At 40.3% G+C, this 18,735-nt stretch carries 16 protein-coding genes and 1 pseudogene; 5 read left to right on the forward strand and 12 right to left on the reverse strand.

Annotation, left to right across the window (positions count from 1 at the left end; translation table 11 throughout):
* Window positions 1–4: 4 nt before the first annotated feature.
* From HNR63_RS06280 to HNR63_RS06300, 5 genes and pseudogenes are all read right to left on the reverse strand, one after another.
* Window positions 5–310 carry an ArsR/SmtB family transcription factor gene (locus tag HNR63_RS06280; RefSeq protein WP_085788425.1) on the reverse strand — a complete coding sequence of 102 codons (306 nt, stop codon included), beginning with the start codon at window positions 308–310 and terminating at the stop codon, window positions 5–7.
* A gap of 87 nt (window positions 311–397) precedes the next feature.
* On the reverse strand, window positions 398–1,117 hold the full coding sequence (locus HNR63_RS06285; protein WP_085788441.1) for an exonuclease domain-containing protein: 720 nt from the start codon (window positions 1,115–1,117) through the stop codon (window positions 398–400).
* Window positions 1,118–1,120: 3 nt separating this feature from the next.
* Window positions 1,121–2,149, reverse strand: a complete 1,029-nt coding sequence (locus tag HNR63_RS06290) for a DUF294 nucleotidyltransferase-like domain-containing protein (RefSeq protein ID WP_181520161.1) — start codon at window positions 2,147–2,149, stop codon at window positions 1,121–1,123.
* Between the two features lie 13 nt (window positions 2,150–2,162).
* Window positions 2,163–3,476 carry an ammonium transporter gene (locus HNR63_RS06295; RefSeq protein WP_021094113.1) on the reverse strand — a complete coding sequence of 438 codons (1,314 nt, stop codon included), beginning with the start codon at window positions 3,474–3,476 and terminating at the stop codon, window positions 2,163–2,165.
* Between the two features lie 154 nt (window positions 3,477–3,630).
* Window positions 3,631–4,539: pseudogene (locus tag HNR63_RS06300) on the reverse strand (hypothetical protein); the annotation flags it as partial.
* A gap of 412 nt (window positions 4,540–4,951) precedes the next feature.
* On the opposite strand from HNR63_RS06300, the gene HNR63_RS06305 reads away from it, so the two are divergent.
* The 3 genes from HNR63_RS06305 to HNR63_RS06315 all read left to right on the forward strand — a co-directional run bounded on the left by HNR63_RS06305 (window position 4,952) and on the right by HNR63_RS06315 (window position 7,454).
* Window positions 4,952–5,515 (forward strand): helix-turn-helix domain-containing protein, encoded by a 564-nt coding sequence (locus tag HNR63_RS06305; protein ID WP_181520162.1) that lies wholly within the window; start codon window positions 4,952–4,954, stop codon window positions 5,513–5,515.
* The gene (locus HNR63_RS06310; protein WP_181520225.1) at window positions 5,493–5,921 is read left to right on the forward strand and encodes an IS630 family transposase; all 429 of its coding nucleotides are present in this window, start codon (window positions 5,493–5,495) and stop codon (window positions 5,919–5,921) included. The genes HNR63_RS06305 and HNR63_RS06310 overlap by 23 nt, the downstream gene beginning before the upstream one ends.
* Window positions 5,922–6,119: 198 nt before the next feature.
* Window positions 6,120–7,454 carry an MATE family efflux transporter gene (locus tag HNR63_RS06315; RefSeq protein ID WP_343047625.1) on the forward strand — a complete coding sequence of 445 codons (1,335 nt, stop codon included), beginning with the start codon at window positions 6,120–6,122 and terminating at the stop codon, window positions 7,452–7,454.
* Window positions 7,455–7,496: 42 nt separating this feature from the next.
* Here HNR63_RS06315 and HNR63_RS06320 read toward each other — a convergent pair whose 3' ends face one another.
* Together HNR63_RS06320 and HNR63_RS06325 are read right to left on the reverse strand one after the other, a co-directional pair.
* Window positions 7,497–7,781, reverse strand: coding sequence for a hypothetical protein (locus HNR63_RS06320; protein WP_181520163.1), 285 nt, complete (start codon window positions 7,779–7,781; stop codon window positions 7,497–7,499).
* A gap of 646 nt (window positions 7,782–8,427) precedes the next feature.
* Window positions 8,428–9,369: an endonuclease I family protein gene (locus HNR63_RS06325; protein ID WP_343047627.1), complete on the reverse strand. Its 942-nt coding sequence runs from the start codon at window positions 9,367–9,369 to the stop codon at window positions 8,428–8,430.
* 368 nt (window positions 9,370–9,737) lie between these two features.
* On the opposite strand from HNR63_RS06325, the gene HNR63_RS06330 reads away from it, so the two are divergent.
* Window positions 9,738–10,664, forward strand: coding sequence for an MBL fold metallo-hydrolase (locus tag HNR63_RS06330; protein ID WP_181520165.1), 927 nt, complete (start codon window positions 9,738–9,740; stop codon window positions 10,662–10,664).
* A gap of 54 nt (window positions 10,665–10,718) precedes the next feature.
* Here the strand turns inward: HNR63_RS06330 and HNR63_RS06335 are convergent, their stop codons facing one another.
* Together HNR63_RS06335 and HNR63_RS06340 are read right to left on the reverse strand one after the other, a co-directional pair.
* Entirely contained in the window at window positions 10,719–12,485 is a 1,767-nt protein-coding gene (locus tag HNR63_RS06335) for an ABC transporter ATP-binding protein (protein ID WP_181520166.1), read from the reverse strand.
* Window positions 12,482–14,236, reverse strand: a complete 1,755-nt coding sequence (locus tag HNR63_RS06340) for an ABC transporter transmembrane domain-containing protein (protein WP_327867956.1) — start codon at window positions 14,234–14,236, stop codon at window positions 12,482–12,484. Before HNR63_RS06340 ends, HNR63_RS06335 begins: the two co-directional genes overlap by 4 nt.
* A 179-nt stretch (window positions 14,237–14,415) precedes the next feature.
* Between HNR63_RS06340 and HNR63_RS06345 the strand changes: the two genes are divergently transcribed.
* Window positions 14,416–15,636, forward strand: a complete 1,221-nt coding sequence (locus HNR63_RS06345; protein WP_171335111.1) for an NAD(P)/FAD-dependent oxidoreductase — start codon at window positions 14,416–14,418, stop codon at window positions 15,634–15,636.
* Window positions 15,637–15,645: 9 nt separating this feature from the next.
* On the opposite strand, the gene HNR63_RS06350 is transcribed toward HNR63_RS06345, so the two are convergent.
* The 3 genes from HNR63_RS06350 to HNR63_RS06360 form a co-directional block, all read right to left on the reverse strand.
* Window positions 15,646–16,956, reverse strand: a complete 1,311-nt coding sequence (locus HNR63_RS06350; protein WP_181520167.1) for a glycosyltransferase family 4 protein — start codon at window positions 16,954–16,956, stop codon at window positions 15,646–15,648.
* A complete protein-coding gene (locus HNR63_RS06355; RefSeq protein WP_181520168.1) occupies window positions 16,953–18,044 on the reverse strand; it encodes a CotS family spore coat protein in 1,092 nt (363 codons plus the stop codon). Before HNR63_RS06355 ends, HNR63_RS06350 begins: the two co-directional genes overlap by 4 nt.
* Window positions 18,045–18,148: 104 nt before the next feature.
* Entirely contained in the window at window positions 18,149–18,643 is a 495-nt protein-coding gene (locus HNR63_RS06360) for a glutathione peroxidase (RefSeq protein ID WP_181520169.1), read from the reverse strand.
* Between the last annotated feature and the right edge of the window lie 92 nt (window positions 18,644–18,735).

Here is an 18,735-nt window from a genome sequence, read left to right on the forward strand (position 1 = left end):
CCCCCTAATGATCACGCGCATGACGTATCGTTTGTTCAAGAATGTGCAACACATGCTCATCGTCATGCGAATAATATAACGTCGTGCCCTCTCTTCGATATTTCACAAGGCGTAAATTTTTTAAAAAACGGAGCTGATGAGATACGGTCGATTGTAAAAGTGACAATCGATTCGCGATCTCCGTTACTGAAAACTCACCAGATGAAAGTAAATGTAAAATACGAATACGTGTCGGGTCACTTAACGCTTTAAATGTTTGTGATACGATGAAAAGCGTTTCTTCATCTAACGGCTCATATAAATCTTCCACTCGTTCTCCCCTCTTTCAATATATGAATATATGTTCATGTAAGTTAATGAAATTGTATAATTTTTCGTAAAAAAAGTCAACATTCGTTTATGAACGTTGACTAAGTAACGCATATAAATCATGTAGCGTGTCGATTTTCAACCGTTGCAAGTCCGCAAAAACTCGCTTCCAAATCTCAAATAAACTCATCACATCTCCTTTCGCCGTATGACGATCAACAGGGGATAAATGGTAAAATGATAATGCATCATCGAGTGTTGGAAATGAATAGTGATATATACATTCCATTATTCTCCTCATTTCGATCGCGGTTTGCTGCAAAACGATCCGATAGTTTCGTGATAAAAATTCATTTAAAAATGCAACGTCGTGCTGAATATGATAACCGATTAAAATACTGCCATTTAAAAAAGAAAGAATATGATGAATCTCCTCTTCAAGCGAAGGCGCGCATACCACATCGTCATTTGTTATGCCTGTAAGTGCGACGACGTGCTCTGGAATCGGACGCTTTGGGCGAAAGTGAGAACAATACAGGTCAAACGCTTCACCTTTTTTTGTTTTTAAAGCCGCAAGTGAAAAAATTTCATCTCCTCTTTGAGGGGAAAAACCTGTCGTCTCTGTATCTAATAAAATAAACGTCACGTCAGAAAGCGGCGTTTCGAGCGAGTACGTATGTTTCTTTGCTTCTTTCATCATTTTTCGAATCCATGCCTCTTGTTGAAAAGCTGGACCGACCGCTGTCGCTTGATCATACCGAAGGCCAAGCGATAATACGCGGTTAATCCATTGAAACGGTCGCTCCATCAATTACACCCACTTCCTTGCATGACGTTGCATTTTTTTTGCTACTATCATCGCTTTTTTTAATCGTTGTTTTTCTTCTTTTGATAAATGTTGGATCGACAAATCGCTCTCTTCTAACGAACATCGTAAGCGAAAATACAAAAACGTCTGAAGCGCTTTTTCGATACGTTCAAACTGCTGTTGCGAGCAGCCGTGTTCATCATACCAACGCGTTAACCGTTCAAATGTTGAATAAGCATGAACAAATTGTTTTTGAACAGCAACCCATTTCAACACATGATTGAGCGGAACATATCCTCCTTGTTTTATATCAATCATGCCGCTTTTCTCTCCCCAACGTTCGACGTACACCCGTCCAAAAGGTCCAATCGGCACAAAAGGAATACGAACACTATCAATCATTCGACTGCGCAAAGAAAAAGTCGCCCCAATCTTTTTATATAATGTCGTTTTCAGTTGATTAGCAAGTGCATATTCCCCATAAATCGGACGCATATCAGCTAACATAGATAAATAGCGAATATCATCTATATGTTCGTTTGTTACATATTTTTCAACTTGTTCGTTCCATTCTTCAACTTCCTTTAACCATCTTTCGTTTGTCGCCATCACATAACCGGGACAATATGGATAACCGATTTTGTTTAAATAAAGAACGCCGAGGCGCGCATACTCACGCATATATACATAACAATCGTCTTTTTCGCTATGCAAGCATGAAAAAATCACACCGTTATCTTGATCAGTCCAAACGGTTGGTTCCTTTCGTCCGCTGCTTCCCATCACAAACCAACAAAAAGAAGAAGGTTTTTTGCCGATTCCTTGTCGATCAACTTCTCGTTCAGCTAACAACAACGCTTGTTTCATTAACGCATCGTGACACATACAAAGCGCATCGTATACATCAAATATATCGTAAAAAGAAAATGAAAAAGAAGAGAGGAGAAAAGCAACTTCATCATGAAGTTGCTTTAGTTGTGCTGTATCGCTACATTGTTCCGCCCGAGCGACAATTGAGTTCAAAGCATTCATACGATCACCATTTTCATAACGAACGAGATGAAACAACGGTTGGTGGTTGTTGATAAGTCGGGTCTAAATGTTCTGGATACCCATATGAACCATGCTCACTAATATCAAGTCCAGAAATTTCTTGATCAGGTGTCACTCGCAAACCGATCGTCTTTTTCAAAGCATATAAGATTATAAACGAAACAACCGCCACATACACTGCTGCACCTAAAACCCCAATCGTTTGAACAAGAAGCTGATCCACTCCTCCGCCATAAAACAACCCCGGTTTTCCAATCCCTGTTTTTTCTACAAGGCGTGGCGAAGCGAAAAAGCCAGTTGAAATCGTTCCAACAATGCCGGCTATCCCATGAACAGAAAATGCATAAATCGGATCATCAATGCCTTTTCGTTCAAAATATACAGACGTCCAAAATGTGAATGATCCCGCAACAGCACCAATAACTGCTGCCGCCCACGGCTCAACAAATGCGCATGCTGCTGTAATCGCAACGAGTGCGGCTAATACGCCGTTGACCATCGCAGGAATATCCGCTTTCCCAACAAGCCATTTTGCTGTCAAAATCGAAGCGATCGCTCCAGCTGCTGCTGCAATATTTGTTGTTAACGCGACATAACCGAAAAATCCATCTGCCGTTCCCATTGTACTTCCTGCATTAAATCCAAACCAGCCAACCCATAAGACGAAGCCACCGATAACGGTATATACTTGGTTATGGCCTGGAATGTAGTTCGGTGTCCCATCTTTGTTGAATTTTCCAATTCGTGGCCCTAGTAGCAACGTTGCGACTAATGCGGCAATCGCGCCCTGCAAATGAACAACTGTCGAACCTGCAAAATCTTGCATTCCCATTTCACCAAGCCAGCCACCTCCCCATACCCAATGGCCGATCACAGGGTAAATAGCGACGGTAAAAATCGTTCCAAAAATAAAGTAAACGGATAATTTCGCCCGTTCAGCGAACCCTCCCCACGCAATCGCTAAAGATACCCCAACAAAAGCTAGCTGGAATAAAAATTTTAACTCGAGCGGTACATTCGCCCATGAAAGCGAGGAGAACGTTTCTGTTCCTTCCTTCAAAAACCATCCTTCTGTACCAATAAATCCATTTCCTTTTCCAAATGTAATGGCGAAACCTGCTGCCCAAAATGCAAGTGAGGCAATGGCAAAGCTTAATATTTGTTTTCCGGCGACATGGCCAGCATTTTTCATTCGTGTCGAACCAGCTTCTAACAAAGCAAATCCGACTTGCATTCCAATGACTAAAATAGCTCCTAACATGACCCAAAGCGAATCAAGCGCCAAACTCAACTGTACTTCATTCATTTTCATCTCTCCTCCGTGTCATTTTTTATAACATTTATGGTTATAATATATTACATAAATAATCGGAAATGCAACAGTTTTTTAAAAATTTTTTATTTAAATGTTATTTTTCATTACACAAAAAAGAGTGCCTCGTTGGAGACACTCTTTACAGTTAAATAAGAAACATCGCTACAATTGTCGTTGCAATTAAACCTGTAATAACTGGCACAACGTTTCGTCTTGCTAATTCAAATGGGCTGACACCGCAGATAGCAGCGGCTGGAATGAGCGCCCAAGGCACTAATGTTCCTCCCCCAACCCAAATTGCTGCGATTTGACCAAGTGCTGTCAATGTGGCAATTCCCGTTCCAATTGCTACTGCAAACAATTTTGCAATGGAGCCGACAAGGGAAATACCTGAAAATCCCGAGCCATCCAAGCCTGTGATAGCCCCTACTCCAACTAACGTCACAGCTCCAACTTCTTTACTTAATGGAACGATATTCGATAAAGCCACACCTAAGTCATTCACAATGCCATGCGACTGTTTTGGTAAAAAATCACCAATAATCGTTTGAAATCCTGAATCTCCTAAATAAAAGAATGCGGCGATTGGGATGACAGGACCAAACACTTTAAACCCGAATTGAAACCCTTGAATGAATAAGTCTGTAATTTGTTCTAAACTTTTCTTTTTATATGCCACGACTGATAAGAGAGATAAAATGAAAATGGCTGTTCCACCAATTAACGCAGTTGCATCTCCGCCTTGCAATTGAAAATAATACATTGCTACAACGTCTAGGCCAAATAAAATCGGAATAAGAAACGCAAACGTCACTTTCATTCGTTTTGTTAATAAATGAGACTGTACTTCGTTTTCAGCGATGGCAACCGCTTCGCCTTGTTGAATGTTCCCTCTTTTCATATCGCGACGCAACAAGAAAAACGCGGTTGTCACTGTGACTATTCCCATCACAAAGACGAGCGGAATGCTTGCGGAAATGACCTCAGAAACTGGAATGCCTGCAGCATCCGCTGTTAATTTCGGTGCCCCTTGAATAATAAAATCACCTGATAAAACCTCTTAATATAAAGTATTTATAAAAATTATTTATGGTGAAATTTTAGCTGTAAAAAGTGGACAAAAAAAGAATCCCTAACGATCTATAAAGACCATTAGGGAAAAGTGCTGTTTCCTTGCTATGCTATTAAACTCGTTAGGTGTAGGAATATTCAATTGTCACACCAGCATTAAAAGCTAGATAGATTTATTCACTAAAGGAATAGTTCATTAAGTTTTTATTGCTTACGCTTGTCTCATAAACTCGACAACTCTATTAAAGAATTACTATTATTTTTGTCACTATTGATAGCTGTTATTAGAATAGTTATTATATACATGCACTTTAAAATGATGACTTCTGTATGACCACCTTTTTCCATGGTTATACTGCTCCTAAATACCCACGTATAAAAGGAGCGGAAATGACATGAAACGTCTGAAAATAACAAATGATCACGGTTGGACACCTCGAACACTTCGGAAACAAGAACGGAAAATCAAAGATGCTTCGCTTCGCGCTCGGGTGACTGCCGTTCGCCTCGTCATGGAAGGGTTTCTTGGCAAAGATGTCGCAAAAATGGTCAATCTATGCCGTCAATCGGTTTCCCTCTACGTCGCACGCTTTAATGAGGGTGGGCTCGATCATTTACTCGATCGTCGCTTGCCACCTGGTCGCGTGCCATTTCTGACGGAAGAACAACAACAAGAAATTAGACAACTCGTCTTAACCACCACTCCTGTGGATGTCGGGTGGGGCATTTCTCCGCCATGGAACACACGTATATTACAATCTTACATCCAACAAACCTATGGTGTTTCGATGTCACGGGAAGGTATTCGGAAGTTATTGCATCGTCTTCGCTTGTCATGGACACGCCCGACCTATAAGCTCGTCAAAGGCGATCCAGTGCTTCAAGCAGCCTTTGAAAAAGAACTCGAGTTTATAAAAAAAACGAATCACGGAAGAAATCGTTCTTCTTCATGTCGATGAGACGCATGTTCGCGCATATCAAGCGCTTCGTACGACATGGGCAGAAGTAGGGAATCAAAAACAAGTGCCAAGCTACGGTCACCACGCCCACGTGTCCATTTTTGGTGCCGTCGACGTGCAACAAGGCGATGTCGTGTTTCATCGCGCATCATCCGCCAATGCTGAAACGTTCCTTGACTTTTTGCGCCTGTTGAAAGAGAAATATTCCGATCGATTCCTCGTGCTTGTGTTGGACAATGCGCGTATTCATCATGCCAACATGGTGCAAGCTTTCCTTCAAAGCGAAGAAGGCGGTGCGTTTCATTTTATTTTTCTCCCGCCGTATTCGCCTCATTTGAATCCGATTGAACGGTTATGGAAGTGGCTGAAAGATGAAGTCATCGCCAACGTCTTGCATAAAGATTAAAAGGACATCGCCCAGTCGATTACTCGGTTTGAACAACATGTCTTACAGCACCCAGATGAGGTGTTACGCCGCATCGGGTGTGCTGCGTAAACCAGAGGTTAAAATGTCAATTTGGATGTATATAAACCCTCTTAGGTCTAACTTTTATTTACTTTATAATTGTCATATTATTGAATGGTTGGTTTATGAAAAGAGTAGGTGAAAACAGTGAAACTTAATTCGTATTCAAAAAGCATTTTAATTTTGGCTATTCCAGCTATAATTGAAAGTCTCCTTCAAAGTATGGTTGGATTTGTTGATACTTTATTTATTTCAAAATTAGGATTACAAGAAGTTGCTTCGGTGGGAATATCAAATGCTATTCTTCAAATATACTTTGCAGTATTTCTAGCTTTAGGAACAGCTTCAACAGTTTTTGTTTCTCGTTATTATGGTGCTAATCAAAAGGATAAAGTAAAAACAGTTGCGTCACAATCCATTATTTTAACTATCATAGTTGGAATTGTTTTCGGTGCGATTTCCTTTTTCTTCTCTGAACAATTATTGAAGGTGATGGGTGCTGAAAAGGAAGTATTAGAAATTGGTTCATCATATTTTAGGATTGTTGCGACACCTTCAATTCTAATTTCAATGATGTACACTATTGGTGCTATCCTGAGAGGTTCAGGTGACACCAAAACACCTATGAGAATAGGCATTTGGATGAATATTATACATATTGTATTGGATTATGTTTTAATCTTTGGCGTGTTCTTTGAAGGTTTTGGAATACAAGGTGCCGCTTTTGCTAGTGTCATTGCAAGGTTATTTGCAGTCATATTGTTATTCCGTCATTTATTTATTAAAGGATTTATTTCAATAACCATGAATGATTGGAAAATGAAAATAGAAGTTATAAAGGATTTAGTCAAATTGGGTTTACCAGCGTCAATGGAACGTCTCTTTATGCGTTTTGGACAAATCATCTATTTTGGAATGATTATCCGTATGGGAACTGAGGTTTATGCAGCCCATACATTTGCTGGGAACTTTACTATTTTTGCGTCTGTAATAGGAACAGGTTTTGCAGTAGCAACAACAACGCTAGTTGGGAAAAGTTTAGGTGCTGGGGAAATTGAGAAGGCGAAAAGATATAGTGTTTCTTCAATTTTTTTAACGTCAATAGCAATGACATTGGTACTTTTCATTACCTATTTACTATCTTCACAAATTAGTCCTATATTTACAACTAATAGGGTTGTTATTGGTTTAATTACAACAGTCCTTGCCATTGATACAATAACTCAGCCAGCAACAGCGATTGTTTCCACATTGACAGCAACCTTTCAAGCTGGGGGAGACACTAAATATCCCATGTACATGACAGCAATAGGAATTTGGGCTATAAGAACTGTTGGTGTATATCTTTTAGGTGTTTACTTTGGTTTTGGATTAGTAGGTGTTTGGATTTCTATTGCTTTAGATAACTATATAAGGGCTGTCTTTTTAATTTTCCGTTATCGTTCTTTCAAGTGGATTAAAAATCTTAATTAAGATAACAAAAAAATAGGGTTAAGGTAACAGAGTACCCTAACCCTAGATTAAACCTAATCTTTTACATTCTTGTATTTTCTGTTTTCGTGTCACATCAGCTAAAACGGTGCATTGTTCATCTAAGTACAACGTATTAGGTTCAGCCTTAATTGATAAGAACTTATCATTAAAGATCATTTTTTGCCAATAAACAGAACCGTCCATAAAAGTGACTTTACAGTTCTGTACAGTTGGTTTTCTGTAATGATATAAAACCTTGTTACTTCCTTCCATTGACATAGGAATTTTCATCATATTTGTATATCGTTCTTTAGTGTACTGTTCCATTGTTGACCACCTTTTATAATTGATTAACGACAGTTAGAAACAGCTTAGGTATAAACACCTTACCATCTAAATTCCAACGCTTAAAAGCCTTGCTATGACTGGGTTTATTTATGTCTAAATGTCGTTATTTAACCCTTTTTTGATTGTACTTAATATGAGTGCTTTTCCTTGCTGATCTTTTACATATATCAGAACAATAAACAGTCCTGTTTGATACTGAACTAAAACCCTTGCCACAGCCCTTGCATGACTTGTTTAAAATGGTATCTTTGCCATAATAAACAGCTTCAACAGTCTTATTAGCTGGAAGAACAGCCTTTTCAAAATAAGTACATGAACAGTCACTAGCTGGTATCTTTTTTCCTCGATATTCACCACCAACAAGCAAAGGACATTCCCTGTCCGATAAAATACATTTTCCGTCTATAAAAATTCGCACATGATTTAGTAACTAACTGCTTAATATCTTTTTCCACTGGATTAACCACCTTTTATAAGTAATAGAAAAAACCCACTCAGCGATTTAATGCCAAGTGGGTTATTAGTTGAGAGGGAAAAACTTTCAATTAGCGTGGTAAACGGTCATTACGAGTTAAACCACTTCTATATTACAGCATATGAAAAAGAGTGGGATGTGTGCGAACGCCTAACCACTTTTACGTCCAATCAAAAAATAAAGCTGTTCAACAAGATGCGGTTTATCTATGAACGGATTGCGATTTCCTTGAATACGAAAAATAGCCGCGTTACGATGTTTTTCATACATTGTAACAGGAAACTGTTTATGCCATTGAATAAGCAACGAAATATTTATTTGCTCAATAAACGGTTGTTTGATCGCTCGCGGATAACGAAGGAGAAAATACAACATCGCTCGCGCCACCGCCCCTTTTCCATGTTCAGGCTCAAAATATTCCCCGTATGCTACTCCACAGTCATTTTGAACCATTTCATAAGGGGACTCTGGTTCATAAAATGGGAAATCTGCATAAGGAAAATTCGAACGGATCGAATTACAACGTGGTTCACAAACGAATAAGTGATGCAAATCTCCTTTCATCGGCTCTTTCGCCCCAAACCAAGATTGCGGAACGACATGCTCGGCATTAAATTTGAATTGTCGATCGACCATTTTCATCTTTTGCTCAAGATCGAGTTCACCCTTTTTTGCTTTTCTCACAAGTTGAATAAATTGTTCATATCGCTTTTGAATCGTCTCATAGTCTTGTAAAATAACGGCGCGCGGATCTTTCTTTTTTCCTGAATAAATACTTTTTACTGTTCCATCTGGCTGCAAATCAACCCATGTGTACAAATAGTAATCTTTGCTTAGAAAATAAGGGATGCGGCGTATATGTGTCCGCTTGATTAAATCGTGATATGCTCGAAATAAAAACGTTCCGTCCGTTTGATCATGAATATGCTCATAATATCGTTCAATAATGCGCGCCTCTTCTTTTTCGTTATAATATAAATCGTTTTGCTGATGAATTTTTTGTTGGTTTTCCTTTAACTCTTGCAAAATCTCTTCTTGTTTTTCTTCCCAATGCTTCAACTGTTCCGCATGTTGAAGTACAACATCTTCCACCTTTCTTCTCCCCAATCATTTTTTTACTATAATGTATTCATATATGATCCATTATGACTCGGCCATGTCATCTTCTTTCGCTTCATATATCCATTATAGTTAATATATGAACAATAAAAAATAGAACTGAACATATGTTATGCCCAGTTTCTTCCCCTCGTTCAACACATATTTAACAATTTTTTCTTTGGCTCTGATATATTTTAAACTTCACTACGACAAGATGCGGATGTTTTGCGAATGACTTGCTTCATTTTCTCATTGTCAAGAGAAACATTTTCATACGAACAAAAAAATTAAAGAAATCATCGTGTATACTTATATATACTGAATGCTCAAATGAAACACCCATATTGGAGGAGAAGAACATGGGAAAACGATATGAAAATTTAGATGGGGTATGTACAACAAAAACATTTGCTGATTTACGGCGTTGGTATGCGGAAAGAAGACAAAAAAAGAAAGACTGGTCATACACTTTGCCTCGTGAATATATTGACTCTTCTTTGCTGCATACAAATAAAAAGCAAACGTTGCTCACATGGATAGGACATGCGACATTTATTATTCAAATAAATGGCTTAACCATTGTTACAGATCCGGTTTGGGCAAAACGATTAGGAACGATTCGCAGACTAACTGATCCAGCCATTCCGATTCATGATGTACCTCCCGTTGATGTCATATTAATTTCTCATAGCCACTATGACCATTTACATTTCTCAAGCATAAAACAGTTAAAAGGAAATCCTCTCATCCTCGTTCCAAGCGGGTTACGTTCGTCCTTTCTAAAAAGAGGGTTTGAACGTGTCGTGGAATGCTGTTGGTGGGACACCGTTGTTGAACAAAATGTTTCGTTTACGTTCGTTCCTGCACAACACTGGTCAAAGCGGACACTATTTGATACGAATACATCCCATTGGGGCGGATGGGTCATTGAAAGAAAAGAAAAACCAACGTTTTATTTTGCTGGAGATAGTGGATATTTTCGCGGATTTCGCGCGATCGGGGAGCGTTTCCATATCGATTATGCGTTGCTGCCTATTGGGGCATATGAACCAGAATGGTTTATGGGACCTCAACATGTGACACCAGAAGAAGCTGTACAAGCATTTGTCGATTGCCGTGCAAACACATTTATTCCGATGCATTACGGTACATTTCCACTCGCTGACGATACACCAAAAGAAGCGCTAGATCGCCTATATGCCGAATGGGAACGGCGCAACTTTCCAAGCGAGCAGCTATGTGTACCAAAAATTGGGGAAATCGTATATTGCGAAACCGCCACTTAATATGGCGGTTTCGACAAATGTGTTTGACAAAACTAAAACAAGCTTTAAAAACTTTTATATACATACATCTTCGGTTAACCCATTTTGCAAGACGTACATCCGATAATATAACCCTCGTTTTGCGAGCAGCTGTTGATGCGTGCCGCGCTCAACAATTTCACCTTGATGCAAAACGAGAATTTGATCGGCATCTTGAATCGTTGATAAGCGATGGGCAATCGCAATCGTCGTTCGCCCTTTTCTCATCTTTTCGAGCGCTTGTTGAATGGCTTCCTCTGTTTCTGTATCGATATTTGCCGTTGCTTCATCAAGCACTAATATTTTCGGATTGATTGCAATCGTACGAGCAAATGCAATGAGTTGACGTTGGCCACTCGAAAACGTCGTCCCCCTCTCTGTCACGGGATGATCGTACCGTTTTGGCAACTTTTCAATAAACGAATGGGCTTGAACAAATGTCGCAGCTTGTTCTATGTCTTCATCTGTCAAACGTTTATGATGAAGTCGAATGTTATCTCGCACCGTCCCATAAAACAAAAACGGATCTTGAAGGACAAGGCCGATATTTTTTCGCAATTCTCTTTTCGGATATGCTTTAATGGAATATCCATCAATCAAAATGTCACCGCGTTCAAACTCGTAAAAGCGCATGAGCAGTTGAATGATCGAACTTTTTCCGCTTCCTGTATGACCGACGAGCGCAACTGTTTCCCCAGGTCGAGCGATAAACGAAATGTTTTTTAACACGTCGCGTTTTCCATCGTAACTAAACGATACATTACGAAATTCCACCGTTCCTTTTTCAATAACAAGTGGTTGCTCATATTGTTTCGGTTCTTCTTCTCGTTCATCTAACAATTGAAACACGCGCGACGAAGCAACGAGCGCTTGCTGAAACATGGATAAACGCATCATCATTTGGTTAATCGGTTCAAAAAAACGCTCTAAATAATTGACGAAGGCGTACAACACACCGATTTCAACCGGACTTTGAAAAGAAGAGATGCCAAAATAACTTAAAACGACAATAAGCGAAAACACATAAACGACGTCTGTCGCTGGACGAAGCAATAAACTATCAAGTTTAATATTTTTCCTTGCCGCTATATAATGTTTTTCGTTAATGTCTCCAAATTGCTCTCTCATTCGCTTTTGTTGGCGGAACGCCTGGATAATCGCCATACCTTGAAGCGACTCATTTAACTTTGCATTTAGCTGGCTTAACCGCTCACGCAAATCGCTATAAAACACCGAGCTATACTTTCGATACGTACGAATAATGATATAAATAACCGGTAAAATCACTAAACAAAAAGTAGCTAAACGAACATCGAGCAAAAACATCGCAACGAATACACCGACTAAGAAAAAAGCACTTTGGATAAATGTGACGAGCACTTCAACAAACATTTCTTTAATCGCTTCCGTATCATTTGTCACTCGCGATACGATGCTCCCCGCTGGTGTCCGATCAAAATAGCGCATTCCTAACGATTGTACTTTAGAAAAAACATCGATACGAAGTTGTTGAATAATTTTTAGTGCAATTTCTTGAAACTTTAACAATTGAAAATAAGATAGAACGACTTTCCCAATGTGAATCGCGATGTAAGCGGCTGCCAATCCGATCATTGCTTGAAGCGGAAATGTCATATGTGTTAAGTAGTCATCAATAAACACTTTTACAATAATCGGACCGAGCACTTCGCCCGCAGTCGTTAAGGCTAAAAGAAAAAAAGCAAAAAACAGCGACTTTCGATGCGGTATCGCATAGCTCATGAGCCGCATAAACACTTGCCGTTGATTCATATTCGATCTCATTGTACACCTCCACGTTCCACAAACTGTTCAAGCTGTTGGCGAACGTACATATCTCGATACCAACCGTCTTTGGAAACAAGCTCGTCGTGCGTACCTCGCTGAACAATGTTCCCATCTTCAAGCACTAAAATTAAATGCGCGTGTTGAATAGCACTTAACCGATGCGTCGCAATAATCGTCGTTTTGCCTGCCCGATTTTCTTTCAACGCTCGTAAAATGCGCTCTTCCGTTTGAGCATCAACAGCGGATAGCGAGTCGTCTAAAATAAGCACTTCCGGATCAAGGAGCAATGCGCGCGCAATCGATAGCCGTTGCTTTTGTCCTCCCGATAAAGACACACCTCTTTCACCAACAACTGTTTCGTACCCTTCTGGAAACTGTACAATATCATCATGTACTTGAGCGAGTTTGGCGACATGCTCTACTTCTTCTTGACTCGCATCTGGTCGAGCAAAAGCAATATTGTCACGAATGGAGGCAGAAAAAAGAAAATGATCTTGTGGTACATAACCAATCGCTTCGCGCAATCGTTCTAACCGATATTGTGTAATGGAATGTCCGCCAAAATAAACGTCTCCATCCATCCCAACAAACTCACGCAATAACACTTTTAAAAGCGTCGTTTTTCCGGCTCCTGTTTTCCCAACAATTCCTAACGTTTCTCCTTTTTTTAACGTAAACTGAATGTGTTGTAATGTTGGCTTCGTTTCATTCGGATACGTAAAGAAACGAATATCGTACGTGATGTCACCTGTTGGTACTTCATCAAGTAACCCCTCATTTTCTTGTATATCTGGTTTTTCGCGCAATAACGAGGAAACACGGTCATACGAAGCGCGACCGCGTTCGACAATATTAAATAGCCATCCGAACGCTAACATTGGCCAAATGAGAAGTCCTAAATACATCGTAAAAGAAACGAGTTGCCCAATTGTCAACTCTCCTTGCACGACAAAACGGGCACCAAAAACGATCGCTAAAAAAAACGACACGCCGACAATGAGCGAAATCGTTGGATCAAACAATGAATCAATGCGAGCAACCGCCATATTTTTTTGAACGACGTCATCCGCTTGTACTCGAAACGATTCGATTTCTTCTTTTTCTTGTCCGAACGTTTTTATTACTTTCATGCCCGCAATGCTTTCTTGCACCTTATCGTTTAAAGCAGAAAATGCCTCTTGCGCATGATGAAAACGTTGATGAAGCAACGACCCGTAATAGCTTGTTAAATAAGCCATAAGCGGCATTGGCAATAAACAAATGAGCGTTAGTTTCCAGCTAATCGTAAATGCCATCGTCGCAATGACAAAACCCCCGATGCATAGTGAATCGACAAGCGTTAAGACGCCAACACCCGCTGTTTGCTGAATCGCTTGTAAATCATTTGTCGCATGTGCCATTAAATCACCGATGCGGCGATTTTGGTAAAATGACGGAGACATCGTTGTAAAGTGACCGTACAGCCGATCGCGCAAAAGCCGAGCAAGCTTCGCCGCTGATCCGAAAATCATCGTCCGCCAAACGTAACGACAACCGTACATACAAATTGCTACACCTGCGAGCAAGCTTAACCACGTAGCGAGCTTTTCTTTCGTCAGTTCCCCCGCTTTTACAGCATCAACAACGTGCCCAATCACTTTTGGTGGGACAAGCTCAAGCAACGATACAATCGCAAGCAATATAATTCCGATCATATACGCTTTTTTTTCTTGCTTAAAAAACCACATTAAGTCCAAAAATACTTTCACATTCCATCCCTACTTTCTCACATGCCCATTGTCGTTTCGTCCTATTTTATCAAATATTCCAAAAATAAGAAAGCTTTTTGCTATGTCAATATATAAATCCCATTGTTGTTGTCGCATACTTTTACATATGCAGGTCAATCTAAAAAAGACCAGAACAAAAAAGAAAGGTGGCTATCGCAATGGATTTACAAACAGGAAAGTTATATTGGCCAACGACATTTCCCGATGCTCCTTCGTATCCCCCTCTTGAGAACGACATACAATGCGACGTGTTGATTGTCGGAGCGGGCGGTTCAGGAGCGTTATGCGCCTATTATTTAAGTGAAACAAATTTAGACGTTGTTGTGGTCGATAAACGAAAAGCAGGATACGGAAGTACGATGACAAATACAGCGCTGATTCAATGTCTCGGGGATAAAATGTTTTTTGAACTCGTTAACAGCTTTGGCGAAACGTATGCCGCACGTCATTTAACGCTTTGTCAACAAGCCGTCGATGAACTTGAACGGGCAGCAAATTGCTTACATATCGATGTGGAATTTCAAAGAAGGGATAGTTTGTATTATGCAAGCGTTGCGGAAGATGTCCAAAAGCTTGAAAAAGAATATACGGCGTTAAAAAAACAAGGCTATCCTGTTGTCTGGTTGAATGAACAACAAATTCGTAGCCATTACCCGTTTGCAAAACATGCTGCTTTATATACAACGGGGGATGGAGAATTAAATCCGTATAAATTGACAATTGGTTTATTGGAATATGCAAAACAACGTGGCGTGCGTATTTTCGAAGAAACAGAAATCAACGGAAAAAAACTCGAACAACATATGGCAACATGTTATACGAAAAATGGGCATTCCATTCGAGCTCGGAAAGTCATTTTTGCCGCAGGCTATGAAACGTTAGAAGTGAAACAAGAAAAAAAAGCGTTACTCGTTAGTTCGTATGCGGTTATTACAAATCGAGTTGAAGATTTTTCAAGTTGGTATAAACGAACGCTCATTTGGGAGACAGCCCGTCCGTATGTATATATGCGAACAACGGCTGACGATCGCATTATTATCGGAGGGCTTGATGAAAATACAGCGTATGCGGATGATCGCGACGCTAAGCTTATGCATAAAAAAGAACGACTGATCGAGGAATTTCATCGACTTTTCCCCGATATTCGCGTCGTTCCTGAATTTTATTTAGCTGCCTTTTACGGTGGGACGCATGATGGTCTTCCGATGATTGGTGTGTACGATTCCTTTCCAAACTGTTATTTCGTCTATGCTTACGGAGATAACGGAACCGTGTATAGCACAGTCCTTGCTCAAATTTTACGCGACGTCATTACAGAAAAACAAAACGATGACTTTTATTTATATATGCAAACAAGACCGAAACTCCCACAAACATAAGTGGGAGTTTTATGTCGTAATCGCCCATACAAATGCTTTTTTTCTTTTTTTATTCAACACCACTTCTTCTTGAATTGGCTGTAAAGATGGTAAAACTGGCTCGGTCGGCTGTTTTTCAACGACTTGCTCAACGATTTCTTCAACAGAAACAGTTGCTTGTATTGGCGAAAGCTCAGTTTGTTCGACATGTTGCCATACACGGAGTAGGTCTGATGCCACGCGCTCCCAACGATAAAGTGATGTTGCTAATTTACGCCCGTTTTCCCCCATTTTTTTCATTAGCGTACGATTGGACAACACATATGCCATTTTTTCCACAAAGTCTTGCGGATCTTCTGGTCTTTCGACAACAACACCATTTTCATTTGGAACGATGACCTCTGGATTGCCACCACGAGCAGTTGTAACAATCGGAAGCCCGGCTGCCATCGCTTCATAATGAACGCGAGCAAGCGGCTCTTGCCATTGCGACGTACAAACAAATAAATCAGCTGCGGCAAACCAATGTTGAATTTCATTTGGCGGCACAAATCCTGTCGCCACAACAGGAATAGGTAATCTTTTAGCTAACGAACGAACGTAAGCAATATAGTCCGTCGTCCCTTCTTCACTAAACCATTTGCTTCCGACGATGACGAGCGCTAAGTCGTTAAATCGCTTCGCAAGTTCCGGCAACGCTTGAATCAGTTTGTCAACCCCTTTATTTGGCGACAAACGCCCAGCAAATAAAATGACTGTTTTTTGATCGATCCCATGCGCCTGACGTAGCTGTTTACGAATCGACGCCATATTCGGATGATTCCCTGGTAAAAATCGATCGGAATCGACACCTGAGTAAATCGTTCTCAATTTTCCCTCTGCTTCTGGATATAGGTCGCGAATGACTTGACCGATATAGTCGCTAATAGTGACAATCGCACATACTTGCTTCACGACTTCCTCTGCTTCTTCACGATTGATTTTCGTAGGTTGAAACATATCGTTATGCATGCTCAGCGTAATTTTTGCATGAGGAGCAACTTGACGAATTGGTAAAACGAGACGTGGGCGGTTAAAAATGTGGATAAGATCGAACGAATGAGCTTGCACGTATTGAACGACGTGTTCGAGATATATGTCAAATATCCCACCCGGAACGCGTACATAATGAATGCCGTCGATCGTTTCTTCATTTGGCAGTGTTTCATGTTGTACACCTAATACCGTAATACGATGTGCGCGGTGAAGATGGGGGAGGATTCCAGCAATATACGTTTGAATCGCACCACCGAGCACGGGAGGAACAGGTAGCTTTTCTGTACAAATCATTAAAATGTTCATCTGTTTCCGTTCTCCTTCCAATCGTTTTCAATTTCCGCAAGAACCGGCCATTTCGTTTCATCCGTTGCAACAATGATCTCAATGAGCTGCATCGTTTGTTCCGTTAAAAATAACTCTGGCTCATATACGACTTCTTTTAAGTTTTTGTAAAATTCATTCGGAAGTGACAAATCAATCATCAATATGTCATATAATGAAGCGTCAATTGGATTGGCTTCATGATACGCTCGAATCATCTCTCGCACCCATTGAGCGTCCCAACGGTATAAATCAGCCATCGTACCGGAAATCAGTTTTCGTAAATCTCGAATGGGCAAATCGTACGCGACACCATCTAAATCGATAATCCACATGCCATTCGCACCCATTTGTCCGTTCGACCACCCATAATCTTGATGCACTAATCCCCATTCACTATGTCCAAGTTCAACTAATTGGTCATACGGAGATTGTTGTAGTCTAGTGAAACTTTCGCGCGCCTGCGCCTGAAAGCGGTCGACAACTTCCAATAACATCCCGCTTGCAGGCATCTCTTTATACGCCTTCGCTAATTGGCGAAACCAGTCCATTTTGTTTATTGTTTTTTCGTACGTTTTCGGCCATTTATACAGCCGGGACGCGATTTCTGCTCCTTTTGGAGGAACGTATCCTTTACTTAAACGATGAAATTCACCAAGCGCATAACAAAGCTGTTTTGCCCCTTCTAAATCTTTCGTTACAGGAAATAACGGCTCGATCCATTCCGCAACAAACCATAGCTTCCCTCCAGCCTCCACATAATCCGTTCCTTCTTTCGTTTGAACAATCGGTGGGACATTTGCTTTTTGCACATCGACTAAATATCGCTGAGCGCCAAGGCTAAACAAACTGCGTGTTGGACGACGATGAAGCAATTTTAAACTTTTTGGCCCTTTGTTCGTTTCTAGCTTCCAAATGGCTCCTCCTTTATCCGGTTTCGTCGTGACGACTTGCCTACTTTGAACAGATAAATCATAATGACGCAAAACATCTTCTGCCATTTGTTCAATATAATCCGGTACGAAAAACTCATGCATCGTTTCATCTACGATCCAAGGTTCAATGAACATATAACCCCTCCTATTTGGCGTCAATCTCTACTATCTCAGCATATGCACTATACAAAAATCGGTATAGACAAATCGATTACGCCCAACAAAAAACCGTCTCTTTTTCATTCAGAGACGGGTTCATGAAGTAACGATTCAATATGTTGTTCAAGTTCGAACGGCTTTGTCGTTGGGGCAAACCGCGCAATCACTTGACCTTTGCGATCAACTAAAAACTTTGTAAAGTTCCATTTCACCGCTTTCGTTCCTAATACACCTGGTGCTTGTTCCGTTAAGTAAGTGAAGAGCGGATGGGCGTTTGGACCGTTTACGTCCACCTTCGCAAACACCGGAAACGTCACACCATAATTGAGTTGACAAAACTGTGAGATGTCTTCTTCGGATCCCGGCTCTTGATTTCCGAATTGATTGCACGGAAAACCGAGCACAACAAAACCGCGATCTTTATACTTGTCATACAATTGTTGCAATTGTTCGTACTGTGGCGTCAATCCACATTTGCTTGCTGTATTGACGATTAATAATACTTTTCCTTTATACTGCGCTAACGATTGCTCTTCCCCCTGAATTGTACGTACATGAAAATCGTAAATGCTCATTTTTCATTCCTCCTTTAACGCTATTGTAACACATCGATCATTTTTTCTACACAAACGATGCTTCGATTCAGACAAAATAAAAAATATTCGTT

Source organism: Anoxybacillus ayderensis (assembly GCF_013761015.1).
Lineage (GTDB): Bacteria > Bacillota > Bacilli > Bacillales > Anoxybacillaceae > Anoxybacillus > Anoxybacillus ayderensis.

What these genes read in the sequence shown, in the direction of transcription:
- HNR63_RS06305 (WP_181520162.1), top strand. Translation starts at nt 4,952, where the DNA reads ATGAAACGTCTGAAAATAACAAATGATCACGGTTGGACACCTCGAACA.
- HNR63_RS06350 (WP_181520167.1), bottom strand. Translation starts at nt 16,956, where the DNA reads ATGAACATTTTAATGATTTGTACAGAAAAGCTACCTGTTCCTCCCGTG.
- HNR63_RS06285 (WP_085788441.1), bottom strand. Translation starts at nt 1,117, where the DNA reads ATGGAGCGACCGTTTCAATGGATTAACCGCGTATTATCGCTTGGCCTT.
- HNR63_RS06320 (WP_181520163.1), bottom strand. Translation starts at nt 7,781, where the DNA reads ATGGAACAGTACACTAAAGAACGATATACAAATATGATGAAAATTCCT.
- HNR63_RS06360 (WP_181520169.1), bottom strand. Translation starts at nt 18,643, where the DNA reads ATGAGCATTTACGATTTTCATGTACGTACAATTCAGGGGGAAGAGCAA.
- HNR63_RS06355 (WP_181520168.1), bottom strand. Translation starts at nt 18,044, where the DNA reads ATGTTCATTGAACCTTGGATCGTAGATGAAACGATGCATGAGTTTTTC.
- HNR63_RS06330 (WP_181520165.1), top strand. Translation starts at nt 9,738, where the DNA reads ATGGGAAAACGATATGAAAATTTAGATGGGGTATGTACAACAAAAACA.
- HNR63_RS06295 (WP_021094113.1), bottom strand. Translation starts at nt 3,476, where the DNA reads ATGAATGAAGTACAGTTGAGTTTGGCGCTTGATTCGCTTTGGGTCATG.
- HNR63_RS06345 (WP_171335111.1), top strand. Translation starts at nt 14,416, where the DNA reads ATGGATTTACAAACAGGAAAGTTATATTGGCCAACGACATTTCCCGAT.
- HNR63_RS06290 (WP_181520161.1), bottom strand. Translation starts at nt 2,149, where the DNA reads ATGAATGCTTTGAACTCAATTGTCGCTCGGGCGGAACAATGTAGCGAT.
- HNR63_RS06335 (WP_181520166.1), bottom strand. Translation starts at nt 12,485, where the DNA reads ATGAGATCGAATATGAATCAACGGCAAGTGTTTATGCGGCTCATGAGC.